The organism is Brevundimonas sp. (assembly GCF_035627475.1).
Lineage (GTDB): Bacteria > Pseudomonadota > Alphaproteobacteria > Caulobacterales > Caulobacteraceae > Brevundimonas.
This window is the reverse complement of sequence record NZ_DASPLR010000060.1, coordinates 42678-59031: the sequence shown is the minus strand read 5'-3', so window position 1 is coordinate 59031 and position 16354 is coordinate 42678. Positions and strand designations below refer to the sequence as shown.

Here is a 16354-nt window from a genome sequence, read left to right as displayed (position 1 = left end):
AAGCGCCATGTCTCAAGCCCCGAGCCGTCAGCCCGCCGTCTTCTTCGGCCATGGGTCGCCGATGAACGCGCTGGGCGGGTCGCATGCCGAGACCTGGCGCGAGGTCGGGCGGGCAATCGGCAAGCCGGCGGGCATGGTCATGGTGTCCGCACACTGGGAGACCGACGGACCGGCCGTAACAGCGCAGGCAGCACCCGAAACGATCCACGATTTCGGCGGCTTCCCCGCGGAACTGCATGCGATGCAATATCGGGCGCCGGGTTCTCCCCGCCTCGCCGCGCGCGTGTCCGCCCTGACCGGAGCCGCCCCGACAACACAGTGGGGCCTGGATCACGGGACATGGTCGGTGCTGGCGCACGTCTGGCCGGAGGCGGATGTGCCCGTGGTGCAGCTGTCGCTGGACCGGCGTCTCGACGCCCGGGGCCATTTCGACCTCGCCCGCCGACTGAGGCCGCTGCGGGACGAGGGGGTGGTGATCGCCGGATCGGGGGACTTCGTGCACAATCTGCGCACCTGGAAGCGGGCGGGCGGCGAACCCTACGGCTGGGCGACCGAGTTCAACGAGGCGGTCAAGGCGGCGCTGATCCGGGGCGACGACGTGGCCCTGACCGACTGGGTCGGCCTCGCTGAGGACGCGCAGCTGAGCGTGCCCACCGACGAGCATTTCCTGCCGCTGCTCTACGTCGCCGCCCAGCGCATGCCGGGCGACGACGTCGGCTTCTTCAACGACGTCATCGAGGGCGGGTCGATCTCGATGACGGGCGTGCGGATCGGCTAGGTCTTCTTCCGCATCGCTGCGTCGACGCTCCACGGTCCCGGGCCGGCGGCGACGAAGTACAGGAAGACGAAGCAGTACAGGGCGATGGTCTCGCCGCCGTTCAGGAACGGGATCGGCCCCTGGACGCCGTGCACGGCCCAGTAGCCGACGGCGCAGAAGCCCGCCGCCAGAAAGGCCACGGGTCGGGTGAACAGACCAAGCAGGAACAGACCGCCGAGAAGCAGCTCGAACGGGCCGGACAGGCCGGAGAGGCTCAAGCCGGGCGGCGGCAGGCCGTCCATGGCGGGGAAGCCCAACACCTTGGCCGTTCCGTGAGAGACGAAGAGCAGGCCCGCGACGATGCGCAGAAGGCTGAGCAACTGGGGCCGGTAGGCGGAAAACCTGTCGAACATGGATCCCTCCCTGATTGGGAGGGCCAGTCTGAAACGGAGTCGGTGTCAGTTACAACATGATGTCCGGCGCCGGACCCTAGGCGGCCTTGTCGAGTTCGACCATCTGCTGGATGGCGACGTAGTCGGTCTTGCCGGTTCCCAGGACAGGCACCTCTCCGACCCGCACGATCTTCTTGGGCACCGCCAGCTCCGGCGCGCCGTGGCTGCGAGCCCATTCGGCGAGGCGGGCGACGTCCGCGTCCTTGCGGTCGGTGACCAGCACCAGCTTTTCGCCCTTGCGGCTGTCGGGCACCGAGACCACGGCGTGGCGGGCCTCGGGCCAGACCGCGCTGGCAAGGCCCTCGACCGCGGTCAGGGAGACCATCTCGCCCCCGATCTTGGCGAACCGCTTGGCCCGCCCGAGGATGCAGACATAGCCCTCCGGGTCGATCTCGACGATGTCGCCCGTGTCGTGCCAGCCGCCAGCCAGCGGTTCGATGGCGTTCGGATCGTCGGGCGACAGATAGCCTTCCATGACGTTCGGCCCGCGCAGATAGAGCCGCCCGCCCTGGTCGATGCCCTCGATCGGTTCGAGCCGCCACTCCATGCCGGGCAGCATCTGGCCGACCGTGCCCGGACGGTTGCGGTCCGGATGGTTCACCGCCACGACCGGCGCAGCCTCGGTGGCGCCGTAGCCTTCCAGAAGCTTCAGGCCGTGAAAACGGGTGTTGAACAGGTGGTGCGTCTCGTCACGCACGCGCTCGGCGCCGGCCACCACGAACTCCAGCGTGGCGAAGTCGTCGGGCCCCGCCACCCGGGCGTACTGGTTCAGGAAGGTGTCGGTGGCGAACAGGATCGACGCCTTCACCTGCGGCAGCAGCTCGACGATCTGTTTGGCGTGCAGCGGCGAGGGATACTGGAACGCCTTCATGCCCTGCAGCAGCGGCAGCAGCACCCCGCCGGTGAGGCCGAAACAGTGGAAGGTCGGCAGCGGGTTGAACATCACCCAGTCGGGGTCGAGCGCGATATGCTGGGCCACCTGGCGGCAGTTGGCGACGAGGTTCCACTGGCTGAGCACGACGCCCTTGGGCGCGCCGAAGCTGCCGGAGGTGAACAGCACGACGCCCGGCGACGAGGGATCGGTCTTCGTGCGGAACCGCTTCGGCATCATGCCGGCCATCAGGCCATACAGCTTGTCGGGCAGGCCGATCGACTTGCGCACGTCGTCGAGCCAGACGACCTCGGCCACGTTCTCGATATGGCCGATCAGTTCCTCCAGCTTCGCCTGCTGGATGAAGCGTTTGGCGGTCAGGACCTTGCCGACGCCGGCGGCCTGGATCGCGGCCTTGATGTTGCGTTCGCCCGAGGTGAAGTTGAGCATCACCGGCACGCGGCCGTGGGCGTGCAGCCCGTAGAAGGTGACCACCACGCCCATGCTCGACGGCAGGAGGATGCCGATCCGCTCCGACGGCGCGGTCATGGCCGCGATCTTGCGGCCCAGCACGAAGGCGGCGCGGATCAGGCCGGTGTAGGTCAGGGGCTTGCGATCCTGGTCCTCCAGGATCTCCTTGTCGCCGTAGGTGTCGCGGGCCGCGATCAGGGCGTCGAAGATCGTTTCCTCAACGGCCTTGGGGTCCAGGGGTACGCGCAAAGACAGCCTCCGTGGCGCGTTGACCGCGCCTTGTCCGGCGGCAAACTAGAGCGAGGCGGGGGCGTTGAAAAGATACGTTACCTTGCGTGAGCCCCGGCCTCGCCTTGCCTTCGACACGCGGAAGGACGACATAGCGGTCTCGCAACGCCCGGAGCCCGCGACGCCTTGGTCACGCTGATCGACACCCTGACGAAGACGCCGGCCGAGCTGCGTCACCCGGAAAAGCAGAACCGGCCCGAGACCGCCGTGCTGAAGAAGCCCGACTGGCTGCGCGTCAAGGCGCCCGGCTCCGGCCAGTACAACGCCACCCGCGCCATCGTGAAGGAGAAGGGTCTCCACACGGTCTGCGAGGAGGCCGCCTGCCCGAACATCGGTGAGTGCTGGAGCCAGAAGCACGCCACCCTGATGATCATGGGCGACACCTGCACGCGGGCCTGCGCCTTCTGCAACGTCAAGACCGGCCTGCCGCAGGCGCTCGACCCGGAAGAACCCTTCAAGGTCGGCCTGGCCGTGCAGCAGATGGGCCTGAACCACGTCGTCATCACCTCCGTGGACCGGGACGACCTGGCCGACGGCGGCGCCGCCCATTTCGCCGAGGTGGTGCGCCAGATCCGCCTGCAGGCGCCCGGCACAACCATCGAGATCCTGACGCCCGACTTCCTGCGCAAGGACGGCGCGGCCGAGGTGGTGATCGACGCCACCCCGGACGTGTTCAACCACAACCTCGAGACCGTGCCGCGGCTGTATCTGAAAATCCGGCCCGGCGCCCGCTACTTCCACTCGCTGCGCCTGCTGCAGATGGTCAAGGAGCGCGACCCGAACCAGTTCACCAAGTCCGGCATCATGGTCGGCCTCGGCGAGACGCGGGAGGAGGTCATGCAGGTGATGGACGACATGCGCTCCGCTGGCGTCGACTTCATCACCATCGGCCAGTATCTGCAGCCGACCCGCAAGCACGCGGCGATCGAGCGGTTCGTCACGCCCGAGGAGTTCAAGGCCTATGAGGCCATCGCCCGGGCCAAGGGCTTCCTGATGGTGTCGTCGTCGCCGCTGACCCGCAGCTCGCACCACGCCGGCGAGGATTTCGCGCGGCTGAAGGCGGCGCGTCTGGCGCAGACCGGGCGCTGAGCCTCGCTTGGCCGTACACCGCGTCACCAAAATCCTGCCGTATCAGCCCGACCAGCTCGCGACGCTGGTCGCCGACGTGCGCGCCTATCCGGAGTTCGTGCCGTGGGTGTCGTCGATGCGGGCCTGGGGCGAGCGCCAGGAGGCGCCGGGGGTGACGCTGGTGGACGCGGAAGCCGGCGTCGGCTTCTCGTTCCTGAAGGAGCGGTTCTCGACCTGGGTCCGGCATGACCGCAACGCCCCCAAGGTCGAGGTCGGGCTGCTGCGCGGGCCGTTCCACCACCTGAGGAACCGCTGGGAGTTCTTCCCGCACCCGGAGGGGACTCGGGTCGAGTTCTTCATCGACTTCGCCTTCAAGTCCCGACTGCTCGACATGATGCTGCAGGCCAATTTCGACCGCGCGGTCGGCAAGCTGATGCACTGTTTCGAGGCCCGGGCGGCGCATCTCTACGGTCCGAAGGCGTGAGTTTCGACTTCGACGCCGTGGTCGTCGGGGCCGGGGCGGTGGGCCTGGCTTGCGGGCGCGCGCTGGCGAAGCGGGGCCTGTCGGTGCTGGTTCTCGAAAAGGAGCCGCACATCGGCCAGGGCGTGTCGTCGCGCAACAGCGAGGTCATCCACGGCGGCCTCTACTATCCGAGCGGGTCGCTGAAGGCGCGGTTCTGCGTCGAGGGGCGGCGGTCGCTGTACGCCTTTCTCGACAGCCACAAGGTCGACTACCGCAAATGCGGCAAGCTGGTCGTGGCCACCGACGCGGCCGAGGTCCCGCGCATCGAGGCGATCTTCCAGCAGGCGACAGCCAACGAGGTCGAGGGACTGGAACATCTGACCGGCGAACAGGCGCGGACGCTGGAGCCCGGGCTGAACGCCCACGCCGCCATCCTGTCGCCAGAGAGCGGCGTGTTCGACAGCCACGGCTACATGCTGGCCCTGCAGGGCGAGATCGAGGACGCCGGCGGTTCGGTCGTGGTCTCGACGCCGTTCGAACGCGCGGAGCCGCTGCCGGGCGGCGGCTTTACCGTCACGGCAGGCGGGGAGGGCGGCGCGACCCTGACCGCGCGGCTGCTGGTCACCGCGCCGGGTCTGGCGGCGCAGGACGCCGCCGCCCGGATCGCCGGCTATCCGACCGACCGCATCCCCGCCGCCCATTTCGGCAAGGGCGTCTATTTCCGCCTGACCGGCAGGGCGCCGTTCGAGCGGCTGATCTATCCGCCGCCCATCCCGGGCGCCCTGGGCACCCACTATCGCAAGGACCTCGGCGGGCAGGCGGTGTTCGGACCAGACCTCGTCTATGTCGAGGCCGAAGATTATTCGGTGGATGCGGCCAAGGCTGCAGAGTTCGAACGCTATATCCGCCGCTTCTGGCCCGACCTGCCCGACGGCGCGCTGACGCCCGACTACGCCGGCATCCGGCCCAAGCTGCACGGGCCGGGCGAACCGCAGCCGGATTTCCAGCTGCGCGGGCCGGACGATCACGGCATCGCCGGTCTGATGGCCCTGTTCGGTATCGAGAGCCCCGGCCTGACCAGTTCTCTGGCCATCGGCGAGGCGGTGGCGGACGCGCTGCTCGATGACTGAGATCGTCATCCGCGACGCCACGACGGCGGATATCCCGGCGCTGCACCAGCTGATCGAGAGCGCCTATCGCGGCGAGGCGTCCCGGGCCGGCTGGACGACCGAGGCCGACCTGCTGGCGGGCCAGCGCACCGACCCGGAGGATCTCGCCTCAATCCTGGCCGATCCGGCGCAGGCGATGCTGAGCGCATGGCGCGGCGGCGACCTGCTGGGCTGCATCCTGATCGCCGACAGGGGCGAAGGGACCGGCTATTTCGGCATGCTTTCCGTCAGCCCGACGCTGCAGGGCGGCGGGCTCGGACGGCGGCTGGTCGAGACCGCCCACGCCGCGCTGCGCGACCGGTTCGGCGCCCGACAGGTCCGCATCTCGGTGTTTCCGCAGCGGGAGACGCTGATCGCGTGGTACCGACGGCTGGGCTACGAACCCACCGGCGACACCTTGCCGTTTCCCTACGGCGACCCGCGCTTCGGCCTGCCGCTCAGGGACGATCTCCACTTCATCGTCATGGAGCGGCCGCTGGCTTGACCGTTCCGGCGTCAGGCCCCACTCGCACCGGCATGGAAATCCTCACGCCCCGGCTGACCCTGCGGTCCGCGCGCCCGGACGATCTGGCGGCGATCCACGCCGTCCTGTCCGACCCGCGCGCCACGCGCTGGTGGTCGACGCCGCCGCACGACAGCCTCGAACAGACCGCCGCCTGGCTGGACGGCATGATCGCCAACGGCCCCGATCAGCCGGATTTCGTCATCGAGCGCGACGGCGTCGTCATCGGCAAGGCGGGCTTCTGGAAACTGCCCGAGATCGGCTACATCCTGCATCCGGATCACTGGGGCCGCGGGTTCGCCGGCGAGGCGGTGGGGGCGGCGATCGACCATGTCTTCGCCACGCGGGACATCGACGACCTGACCGCCGACGTCGATCCGGACAACGCCGCGTCGATTCGCCTGCTGGAGCGGCTCGGCTTCATGAAGACGGGCTTCGCCGAGCGGACCTGGAATGTCGGCGGGGAGTGGAAGAACAGCCTGTACTACGGTCTTTCACGCCCCGACTGGCGCGCGCGTCTGCAGACTTGAACTCCCCGGCGGGTTAAGGCATAAGCCCGCGCTCACGTGGCGGCTCTTCCGGGGGCCGCCGCAATTGTTTTCGCGCTTTCGGTCTTCAGGACCCCGGGCGCCCGACCTTAAGAAGATTGAGACGGACATGGCCGTTCCGAAGCGCAAAGTATCGCCCTCGCGTCGCAACATGCGCCGCGCCCACGACTCGCTGGGCACGAATGCCTACACCGAGGACAAGGACACGGGCGAGCTGCGCCGCTCGCACCACATCGACCTGAAGACCGGCACCTACCGCGGCCGCCAGGTCCTGACGCCCAAGGAAGACTAGGTCTTTCGACGACGTTGGATGAATAACGGCGCGCGGTTCACCGCGCGCCGTTTTCGTGCGCCTATGCAGCTTCGCCATGGAAACGGAGCCTGCTCATGATCCGCCTCGCCACCACCGCCGCCGCATCGCTGTTGCTGCTCGCCGCCTGCAACTCTCCCGAGTCGACCAAGGCCCCCGAGGCGGAGGCTCCGGCGGCTTCCGCGACGCCGGCGGTCGACGCCAACGCCCTGACCGCCGACGGCTTTGGCGTTCTCAGGATCGGCATGACCAAGGCCGAGGTCGATGCGGCGCTCGGGCCGGACAGCGACCCTGAGGCGGTCGGAGGCGCCGAGCCCGAGGTCTGCGACCAATGGCGGCCTGAGCGTGCGCCCGACGGCCTGCTCGTCATGGTCCAGGACGGCGTCCTGACCCGCATCTCGGTCTCGGCCCCATCCACCCTGAAGACGGATCGCGGCTTCGGCGTGGGCGACACCGCCCAGGCGATCAAGGCGGCCTACGGCGGCGCCGCCGTGTCACAACCGCACAAATATTCTCCGGCGCCGGCCGAGGACATCTTCGTCTGGGCCTCCGGCGGCCCTGCCACCCCCGACGCCTGGGTCGAGAATGCGGCGGCGCGCGGCGTCCGGTACGAGATCGATTCCCAGGGTCGGGTCGGCGCCATCCACGTCGGCGGACCGGCCATCCAGTTCGTCGAAGGCTGCGCCTGACCCCTGAGCCCCGACGGTTGGCGATTCGGCGGGGGTTGGGCTAAACCCCCGCCACTCCCAGACAGCAGAGCCCTCTCATGACCGACATCGCCGACATCGTCGCCCGCCAGATCCTCGACAGCCGCGGCAATCCGACGGTCGAGGTCGACGTGATCCTCGACGACGGCAGCTTCGGGCGTGCGGCGGTCCCCTCGGGCGCCTCGACGGGAGCCCACGAGGCGGTCGAACTGCGCGACGGGGACAAGGACCTGTGGGGCGGCAAGGGCGTCGGCAAGGCCGTCGACGCGGTCAACGGCGAGATCTTCGACGCCCTCAGCGGCATGGACGCCGAGGACCAGCGCCGTATCGACGAGGCCCTGATCTCGCTGGACGGCACCCCCAACAAGGGCCGGCTCGGCGCCAACGCCATCCTCGGCGTCAGCCTGGCCTGCGCCAAGGCCAGCGCCATCTCCTCGGGCCTGCCGCTGCACCGCTACCTCGGCGGCGTGTCGGCCCGCATCCTGCCCACCCCGATGATGAACATCATCAACGGGGGAGCCCACGCCGACAATCCGATCGACATCCAGGAGTTCATGATCCTGCCGACCGGTGCGGACAGCTTCTCCGAGGCCCTGCGCATGGGGTCCGAGATCTTCCACGCCCTGCGCAAGCAGCTGAAGGATGCGGGCCACAACACCAACGTCGGCGACGAAGGGGGCTTCGCGCCGAACCTGGCCTCGGCCGAGGAGGCGCTGAGCTTCATCACCAAGGCGGGGCAGGCGGCGGGCTATCTGGCCGGCGAGGACTTCCACCTCGGCCTCGACGTGGCGGCGACTGAATTCTTCAAGGACGGCAAATACGTCATGACCGGGGAGGGCAAGACGCTCGAGGCCGACGCCATGGTCAGCTACCTCGCCGACCTGTGCGAACGCTTCCCGATCGTCTCGATCGAGGACGGCTGCGCCGAAGACGACTTCGACGGATGGAAGCTGCTGACCGACCGGCTCGGCGACCGCATCCAGATCGTCGGCGACGACCTGTTCGTCACCAACCCGGCGCGACTGGCCGCCGGCATCGGCGAGGGCCTGGCCAACTCCATCCTGATCAAGGTCAACCAGATCGGGACCTTGTCCGAAACTCTTGACGCCGTGGATATGGCTCACCGGGCCGGCTACACGGCCGTGATGAGCCATCGCTCGGGCGAGACCGAGGATTCGACCATCGCCGACCTGGCCGTGGCCACCAACTGCGGGCAGATCAAGACCGGCTCGCTGGCCCGCTCGGACCGCACGGCCAAGTACAACCAGCTGCTCCGCATCGAGGAGATGCTGGGCGACCAGGGCGCCTATTACGGCGACGGCATGCTGCTGAAATAGGTTCAGCCGCCACGGTCAAGCTACGGTTCGTTAGGCATTTTCGGACAGAACTCTTCAATCATGAGTTCACGCTCAGAAGGAGCGTCCGTCAGTGCCCGAGCGGATGAAGCCGTATTTCCCGTCAGCCATGCTGCTGCTGCTGATCGCCTACCTGGGCGTTCAGGCCCTGACGGGGGAGCGCGGCCTGCTGAGCGGCGGCGAGCGTGACGCCATGCTGCTGCGCCGCGAGGCCCAGCTGGCGACGATCCTGGAGCAGCGCCGCGACCTCGAGATCCGCGTCCGCTATCTGCGCACCGACAGCCTGTCACGAGACCTGCTCGAGGAGCGGGCCCGTGCGGTGCTCGGTTTCGCCGACCCCCGCGACTACGTGATCCGGGTCTCGGCGCCCCCTGCGGCTGAAGGCCCCGCGCCGAGGGCGTGAACTTTCGTTACATCCCCGTGAGGCGGCTTTGCCTTTCGGGAACGAAGGCTGCTAAAGCCCCTTTCCGTAACGACAAGAGGCCCCGAGACCGCGGCCCAGCCGGGAGATGACGGATGGCGAAAGCCCCCGCCGCCAAAGCTGATTCCAGCAAGGCGACCAAGTTGCCCAATACGCCCACGGCCTCGAAAGAGGACCTGCTGCGCTTCTATCGCGAGATGGTGCTGATCCGCCGTTTCGAGGAGCGCGCGGGTCAGCTCTACGGCATGGGCCTGATCGGCGGCTTCTGCCACCTGTACATCGGCCAGGAGGCCGTCGCCGTCGGCGTGCAGGAAAGCGTCCGCCAGGGCCACGACAAGATCATCACGGGCTACCGCGACCACGGCCACATGCTGTGCGCCGGCATGGACCCGAAAGAGGTCATGGCCGAGCTGACCGGCCGCATCGGCGGCTCGTCCAAGGGCAAGGGCGGGTCGATGCACATGTTCGACACCGCCACCGGCTTCTACGGCGGCCACGGCATCGTGGGGGCGCAGGTGGCGCTCGGCACCGGCCTCGCCTTCGCCGGGCGCTACCGGGGCGATGACTCGGTCGCCTTCGTCTATTTCGGCGACGGCGCGGCCAACCAGGGCCAGGTCTACGAGAGCTTCAACATGGCCCAGCTGTGGAAGCTGCCGGCCATCTACATCATCGAGAACAACCAGTACGCCATGGGCACGAGCATCGAGCGCTCGTCGTCGACGACGCAGCTAAGCGAACGCGGCGCCAGCTTCGGCATCCCCGGCGAGCAGGTCGACGGCATGGACGTCCTGGCGGTCCGCGACGCGGTGGCCCGGGCGGTCAAGCGGGCGAGGGAAGGGGGCGGCCCCTTCATCCTCGAGATGAAGACCTACCGCTACCGCGGCCACTCCATGTCGGATCCGGCCAAATACCGCACCAAGGAGGAGGTCGACCAGGTCAAGACGACGCGCGACCCGATCGACCACATCAAGACCCTGCTGGCCGCCGCCAAGGCGACCGAGGACGAACTCAAGGCCATCGACAACGAGGTCAAGGCCATCGTCGCCGAGGCCGTGCAGTTCGCCCAGGAAAGCCCGGAGCCGGATCCGTCCGAGCTCTACACCGACGTCTACGTGGAGGCCTGACTCGTGACCGACATTCTCATGCCGGCGCTGTCGCCCACGATGGAAGAGGGCACGCTGACCAAATGGCACATCAAGGCGGGCGACACCGTGTCGGCCGGCCAGGTGATCGCCGAGATCGAAACCGACAAGGCGACCATGGAGGTCGAGGCCGTCGACGAGGGCGAAGTTCTGGAAATCCTCGTCCCCGAAGGCTCGGAGAACGTGAAGGTCAACACGCCGATCGCGCGTCTGGCGGGTGAAGACGGCGCAGCCGCTCCCGCGCCGAAGGCCGATGCGGCTCCGGCCGCGCCTCAGCCGACGTCCGACAAGTCCGGCGATCCGGAGAAGAAGGACGACACGGCGGCCAGCCCGAAGGTCGAACTGCGCGATCCGGAGATCCCGTCCGACGCCAGACTGGTCAAGACGACCATTCGCGACGCCCTGCGCGACGCCATGGCCGAGGAGATGCGCCGCGACGAGGCCGTCTTCCTGATCGGCGAGGAAGTCGCCCAGTACCAGGGCGCCTACAAGGTCAGCCGCGAGCTGCTGCAGGAGTTCGGCGACAAGCGCGTCGTCGACACCCCGATCACCGAGCACGGCTTCGCCGGCCTCGGCGTCGGCGCCGCCATGGCGGGGCTGAAGCCGATCGTCGAGTTCATGACCTTCAACTTCGCCATGCAGGCCATCGACCACATCATCAACTCGGCGGCCAAGACCCTGTACATGTCGGGCGGCCAGATCCGCGCCAGCATCGTCTTCCGCGGCCCCAACGGCGCCGCCAGCCGCGTCGGCGCCCAGCACAGCCAGGACTATTCGGCGTGGTACGCCCAGGTGCCCGGCCTGAAGGTCATCGCCCCGTATGACGCCGCCGACGCCAAGGGCCTGCTGAAGGCCGCGATCCGCGACCCGAATCCGGTCGTCTTCCTCGAGCACGAGATGATGTACGGGCTGGAGTTCGACGTACCCGAGGTCGAGGACTACGTCCTGCCGATCGGCAAGGCCAAGGTCCGGCGCGAGGGGACTGACGTCACCATCACCGCCCACAGCCGCATGGTCGGTTTCGCCCTGCAGGCGGCCGATAAGCTGGCGGAAGAGGGGATCAGCTGCGAGGTCGTCGACCTGCGCACCCTGCGCCCGCTCGACCACGAGACCATCGTCGAGAGCGTCAAGAAGACCAGCCGTCTGGTCTCGGCCGAGGAAGGCTGGGGTCCGATGGGCGTCGGCGCCGAGGTCGTGGCGCGGGTGATCGAGCACGCCTTCGACTACCTCGACGCCCCACCGTTGCGGGTTCATCAGGAAGATGTGCCGCTGCCCTACGCCGCCAATCTCGAAGCCCTGTCGCTGCCGGGCGTCGACAAGATCGTCGCCGCCGTTAAGCAGGTGATGGCATGAGCGAGGCCGAGGAATACCAGCTGAAGACGCCCGCCAGCGTGGCCGCCGACGCCGAGGCCGTCGAGATCATCCGGATCTGGTGGTCGAAGGGCGAGCCGGTCATGTCGGTCAAGCCCGCCTTCAACGATCCGCGTCGGTTCGGACAGGTCCTGGCCACGGCCGCGCAACACATGGCCCACGCCTACCAGGTCCGTCATGGTCAGGATGAGAAGCAGGCCTACAACAAGATCCTGGCGGGGATTTCGGACGTCCTGAACGGCCCGGCCCTGAAGACGGTCGTCGAGGACGAGACAGGGAGCGCGCAATGACCGATATCCTGATGCCCGCCCTGTCGCCCACCATGGAAGAAGGCGTGCTGGCCAAGTGGCACGTCAAGGTCGGCGACATGGTCAAGGCGGGCGACGTCATCGCCGAGATCGAGACCGACAAGGCGACCATGGAGGTCGAGGCCGTCGACGAGGGCGAGGTCACCGACATCCTCGTCGCGGAGGGAACCGAGGGGGTCAAGGTCAACACGCCCATCGCCCGTCTGAAGGACGAGGGCGGCGCGGCCGCCCCGGCCCCGAAGAGTGAGGCCCCGAAAGCGGAAGCCCCGAAGGCCGAACCGGCGAAGGCCGAGGCGTCCTCCGCCGCGGCGAAAGCTCCGGCGGCTCCGGCGAAGAGCGCCGGCGAACGGGTCTTCGCCTCGCCGCTGGCCCGCCGCATCGCCGCGCAGAACGGCGTGGACCTGAAGACCGTCAAGGGCACAGGCCCGCACGGCCGGATCGTCAGGCGCGACGTCGAAGGCGCCGGCAAGGGCGGCGCCCAGCCGGCCGCAGCGGCTTCGGCGCCCGCCGGCGAGGCCCGCAAGGTCCTGTCGCTGGCGCAGATGGGCATCCCCGACGGCAGCTATGACCTCGTTCCGCTGGACGGCATGCGCAAGGCCATCGCCCGGCGCCTGACCGACAGCTTCCGCGACGTGCCGCATTTCCCGCTCAATATCGACTGCGAGATCGACGGCCTGCTGGCCGCCCGCGCCCGCGTCAACGCCATGCTGGAGAAGGACGGGGTCAAGGTCTCGGTCAACGACTTCGTCATCAAGGCCAGCGCCATGGCCCTGAAGGCCGTGCCGGAAGCCAACGCCAGCTATTCGCCCGAAGGCATCGCCATGCACCACAACGCCGACGTGGCGATGGCGGTGGCGATCGACGGAGGACTGATCACCCCGATCATCCGCAAGGCCGAGACCAAGACGCTGTCGCAGATCGCCACTGAGTCGAAGGACCTCGCCAAACGCGCCCGCGACCGCAAGCTGAAGCCCGAGGAGTTCCAGGGCGGCACCTTCAGCGTCTCCAATCTTGGCATGTTCGGCATCAAGTCGTTCGCCTCGATCATCAACGAGCCCCAGGGCGCGATCATGAGCGTCGGGGCCGGGGAGCAGCGCCCGGTCGTCAGGAACGGACAGCTGGCCGTGGCCACGGTGATGACCGTCACCCTGACCTGCGACCACCGCGTCGTCGACGGCGCCATCGGTGCGAAATTCCTGCAGGTCTTCAAGGCGATGATCGAAGACCCCGTGACCATGCTGGCCTAGGCCGGGCATAGATCCGACATGACCGCCCTGCGAGACCTCGCCATCGCCCTCGACGACCGCCCCGGCGCTCTCGCCGAGATGGGGGAGGCCCTGGCGCGGGGCGGTGTCAGCATCGAGGGCGGCGGGGCGTGGATCGCCGACGGGAAGGGCGTGGCGCACTTCCTGTTCACCGACGGTCCCCGTGCCCGAGCGGCGCTGGAAGCGGCGGGCATCCGGGTCGTCGCCGAACGCGAGGTCCTGGTCCAGAGACTGAAACAGGATGTTCCCGGCCAACTGGGGCAGTTGACACGCCGCATGGCCGAGGCCGGGGTCAATATCGAGGTTCTCTACAGCGATCATGACCACCAGATGATCCTGGTGGTCGATGACATGGCGCGGGGACGCGCCGTCTCCGAGGCGTGGACTCGCGAGACAGGCCCCGGCTAGGCTCCCGCACGGGGGGCGATTTGGCGGCGCATCAGGATCCATTTGCAGTGGCCTGCCCGGCCTGCGGCGTCGAGCTGGCGGGTCGCTATTGTCACGCCTGCGGCCAGGACGCCCTGGCCCGGCCCCGGCCGCTGCGGGCTTGGGCGGCGGAGGCCTTCTCCGAATCCAGCCTTGTCGACGGACGGACGGCGCGCACACTCGTGGCCCTCGCCGTGCGACCGGGAAAGCTGCTCGAGGCCTGCCGCGACGGGGCCGGCTCGCTCTACCAGACGCCGACCAAGCTGTTCGTCGTCGTCACCGCCCTGTTCCTGCTGACCCTCAACTTCGCCGACGTGCAGCTGTACCAGTACGTCGCCCGGGTGACGGACCCCGAGAGGCCCGTCTCCGCTCGCCCGGACCCCGATGGGGCGACCGTCCATCTCGACAATGCGACCCAGGGCGAGGTGTGGATGCAGAAGCGGGTCGAGCCCGCGATCGACCCCGCCGTCACTGCCGCGATCGAGGCCGCCGCCCGTCGCGCCAAGACAAATACGGACCGCCAGAACCTGCTCTACGAGAACCAGTCGAACCGGGAACAGGCGCTGATCTCGGAACGTCTGGCAGGCTGGCTGCCGAACGCCGTCTGGCTGCTGATGCCGCTGTACGCCGTGCTGCTGGCGCCGTTCTTCGGACGACGGCGACTGATGATGGAGCATCTGATCTTCGCCATGTGGGCGCACGTCATGGCCTTCAGCCTGCTGATCGCGCTGGCCCTGGCGAACAAGTTCGGAGCAAGGGCGCCGGCCTGGCCGCTGGTGTTGCCCTACCTCGGCTATTTCGTGCTGGCGGCCAGCCGCTACTACGGCGTCGGTCGCCTGCAGGCGCTCTGGCGGGGCGCGGCCCATCTCGCGCTCTACGTGGGCCTGGTTCTGTTTCCGGCGGCGCTCGTGGTGGCGCTCTCAGCGATGGATCTGGGCGCGCTGGTCGCCTTCATCTTGGCCTGACTTTTCGTTTCCGAAGGGCTCGGGGAGGGTGCCTTTCGCGTTTCGGGCGGGTTAAGACGCCCTGCTCAAGGAGATTTTCGCATGGCTGAGTTCGATCTGGTCGTCATCGGTTCCGGTCCCGGCGGCTATGTGGCGGCGATCCGCGCCAGCCAGCTGGGGCTCAAGACGGCCATCGTCGAGCGCGAGGCCCTCGGCGGCATCTGCCTGAACTGGGGCTGTATCCCGACCAAGGCGCTGCTCAAGTCTGGCGAGAAGTACGAGATCCTGTCGCACCTCAAGGACTATGGCCTGTCGGCCGGGAACGTCGCCTTCGATTTCGACGCCATCATCCAGCGCTCGCGAGGCGTCGCCGCCCAGATGAACAAGGGCGTCGCCTTCCTGATGAAGAAGCACAAGATCGAGGTGATCGAGGGCTCGGCCAGACTGGAGAAGGGCAGGGACGCGCCGAAGGTGGTCGTCGCGCTCAAGGCCGGCGGTTCGCGCACGGTCGAGGCGAAAACGGTCATGCTGGCGGTCGGCGCCCGCGCCAAGGCCATCCCCCAGATCGGCCTGGAGGCCGACGGCGACAGGATCTGGGCCTATCGCGAAGCGATGGCGCCGAAGAAGATGCCAGCCTCGATCGTGGTCATCGGCTCAGGCGCCATCGGCGTAGAATTCGGCAGCTTCTACAGAGCATTGGGCGTGGATGTTACGATCGTGGAAGCGGTCGACCGGATCATGCCGGTCGAGGACGAGGAAGTCTCGAAAGCCGCTCAGAAGGCATTCGAGAAGCGCGGGATGAAGTTCCGCACGGGGTGCAAGGTCACCAGGGTGTCGAAGGGCGGGAAGGGCGTGCAGGTCGCCATCGAGGCCGGCGGCAAGGCCGAGACCCTCGAGGCCGAGGTCTGCATTTCGGCGGTCGGCATCACCGCCAACACCGACGGCATCGGCCTGGAAGCGCTTGGCGTGAACATGGACCGCGGCCACATCACCATCGACGGCCATTGCCAGACCAATGTGAAGGGCCTGTACGCCATCGGCGACTGCGCCGGCGCGCCGTGGCTGGCGCACAAGGCCTCGCACGAGGGCATCCACGCCGCCGAGCACATTGCCGGGTTCAAGACGCCGAACGTCCATTCGCCGATCGCCGGCTGCACCTATGCCCAGCCGCAGGTCGCCTCGGTCGGGATCACGGAGCAGGGGGCCCGCGAGGCGAAACGCGAGGTGAAGGTCGGCCGGTTCCCCTTCAGGGTGAATGGCAAGGCCGTGGCCGCCGGCGAGATCGAGGGCTTCGTCAAGACCATCTTCGACGCGAAGACAGGCGCCCTGATCGGCGCCCACATGATCGGCGCCGAGGTTACCGAGATGATCCAGGGCTATGTCACCGCCATCGCCCTGGAGGCGACGGAGGAGGAGATGCACGGCATCGTCTATCCGCACCCGACCATGTCCGAGGCCATGCACGAGGCCTCGCTGGATGCCTATCAGCGGGTGCTCCACATCTAGGGCGGCGCGC

At 68.2% G+C, this 16354-nt stretch carries 19 protein-coding genes; 17 read left to right on the top strand and 2 right to left on the bottom strand.

Annotated elements, in window-relative coordinates; genetic code table 11:
- The first annotated feature begins 7 nt into the window (after positions 1-7).
- Entirely contained in the window at positions 8-778 is a 771-nt protein-coding gene (ygiD, locus tag VEA62_RS15520; protein WP_324823477.1) for a 4,5-DOPA dioxygenase extradiol, read from the top strand.
- Here ygiD and VEA62_RS15515 read toward each other — a convergent pair.
- Complete coding sequence (locus VEA62_RS15515; protein ID WP_324823475.1) at positions 775-1170, bottom strand: DoxX family protein; 396 nt, start codon at positions 1168-1170, stop codon at positions 775-777. The genes ygiD and VEA62_RS15515 overlap by 4 nt on opposite strands.
- Positions 1171-1246: 76 nt before the next feature.
- Entirely contained in the window at positions 1247-2800 is a 1554-nt protein-coding gene (locus tag VEA62_RS15510; protein WP_324823473.1) for an AMP-binding protein, read from the bottom strand.
- A 165-nt stretch (positions 2801-2965) separates the two neighbouring features.
- On the opposite strand from VEA62_RS15510, the gene lipA reads away from it, so the two are divergent.
- The 16 genes from lipA (at position 2966) to lpdA (ending at position 16344) form a co-directional block, all read left to right on the top strand.
- Positions 2966-3928 carry a lipoyl synthase gene (gene lipA, locus VEA62_RS15505; protein WP_324823471.1) on the top strand — a complete coding sequence of 321 codons (963 nt, stop codon included), beginning with the start codon at positions 2966-2968 and terminating at the stop codon, positions 3926-3928.
- Positions 3929-3935: 7 nt separating this feature from the next.
- Positions 3936-4391 carry a type II toxin-antitoxin system RatA family toxin gene (locus VEA62_RS15500; RefSeq protein ID WP_324823469.1) on the top strand — a complete coding sequence of 152 codons (456 nt, stop codon included), beginning with the start codon at positions 3936-3938 and terminating at the stop codon, positions 4389-4391.
- Positions 4388-5500, top strand: coding sequence for an NAD(P)/FAD-dependent oxidoreductase (locus VEA62_RS15495; protein ID WP_324823467.1), 1113 nt, complete (start codon positions 4388-4390; stop codon positions 5498-5500). The genes VEA62_RS15500 and VEA62_RS15495 overlap by 4 nt, the downstream gene beginning before the upstream one ends.
- Positions 5493-6023, top strand: coding sequence for a GNAT family N-acetyltransferase (locus VEA62_RS15490; protein WP_324823465.1), 531 nt, complete (start codon positions 5493-5495; stop codon positions 6021-6023). The genes VEA62_RS15495 and VEA62_RS15490 overlap by 8 nt, the downstream gene beginning before the upstream one ends.
- A 32-nt stretch (positions 6024-6055) precedes the next feature.
- Entirely contained in the window at positions 6056-6571 is a 516-nt protein-coding gene (locus VEA62_RS15485) for a GNAT family N-acetyltransferase (protein WP_324823463.1), read from the top strand.
- A gap of 127 nt (positions 6572-6698) precedes the next feature.
- Complete coding sequence (gene rpmF, locus VEA62_RS15480) at positions 6699-6881, top strand: 50S ribosomal protein L32 (protein ID WP_324814960.1); 183 nt, start codon at positions 6699-6701, stop codon at positions 6879-6881.
- 95 nt (positions 6882-6976) lie between these two features.
- A complete protein-coding gene (locus VEA62_RS15475; RefSeq protein WP_324823461.1) occupies positions 6977-7588 on the top strand; it encodes a hypothetical protein in 612 nt (203 codons plus the stop codon).
- Between the two features lie 77 nt (positions 7589-7665).
- Positions 7666-8943: a phosphopyruvate hydratase gene (gene eno, locus VEA62_RS15470; RefSeq protein WP_324823459.1), complete on the top strand. Its 1278-nt coding sequence runs from the start codon at positions 7666-7668 to the stop codon at positions 8941-8943.
- Positions 8944-9046: 103 nt separating this feature from the next.
- Positions 9047-9364, top strand: a complete 318-nt coding sequence (locus VEA62_RS15465; RefSeq protein WP_414641922.1) for an FtsB family cell division protein — start codon at positions 9047-9049, stop codon at positions 9362-9364.
- A gap of 113 nt (positions 9365-9477) precedes the next feature.
- A complete protein-coding gene (gene pdhA / locus VEA62_RS15460) occupies positions 9478-10506 on the top strand; it encodes a pyruvate dehydrogenase (acetyl-transferring) E1 component subunit alpha (RefSeq protein ID WP_324775568.1) in 1029 nt (342 codons plus the stop codon).
- A 3-nt stretch (positions 10507-10509) separates the two neighbouring features.
- Positions 10510-11877: a pyruvate dehydrogenase complex E1 component subunit beta gene (locus VEA62_RS15455; protein WP_324823456.1), complete on the top strand. Its 1368-nt coding sequence runs from the start codon at positions 10510-10512 to the stop codon at positions 11875-11877.
- Positions 11874-12185: a DUF5076 domain-containing protein gene (locus VEA62_RS15450; protein ID WP_324823454.1), complete on the top strand. Its 312-nt coding sequence runs from the start codon at positions 11874-11876 to the stop codon at positions 12183-12185. The genes VEA62_RS15455 and VEA62_RS15450 overlap by 4 nt, the downstream gene beginning before the upstream one ends.
- On the top strand, positions 12182-13450 hold the full coding sequence (locus tag VEA62_RS15445; RefSeq protein WP_324823452.1) for a pyruvate dehydrogenase complex dihydrolipoamide acetyltransferase: 1269 nt from the start codon (positions 12182-12184) through the stop codon (positions 13448-13450). Before VEA62_RS15450 ends, VEA62_RS15445 begins: the two co-directional genes overlap by 4 nt.
- 18 nt (positions 13451-13468) lie before the next feature.
- The gene (locus tag VEA62_RS15440) at positions 13469-13876 is read left to right on the top strand and encodes an amino acid-binding protein (protein ID WP_324823450.1); all 408 of its coding nucleotides are present in this window, start codon (positions 13469-13471) and stop codon (positions 13874-13876) included.
- 47 nt (positions 13877-13923) lie between these two features.
- On the top strand, positions 13924-14859 hold the full coding sequence (locus VEA62_RS15435) for a hypothetical protein (protein ID WP_324823448.1): 936 nt from the start codon (positions 13924-13926) through the stop codon (positions 14857-14859).
- Between the two features lie 81 nt (positions 14860-14940).
- The gene (gene lpdA, locus VEA62_RS15430; RefSeq protein WP_324823447.1) at positions 14941-16344 is read left to right on the top strand and encodes a dihydrolipoyl dehydrogenase; all 1404 of its coding nucleotides are present in this window, start codon (positions 14941-14943) and stop codon (positions 16342-16344) included.
- Positions 16345-16354: the final 10 nt, after the last annotated feature.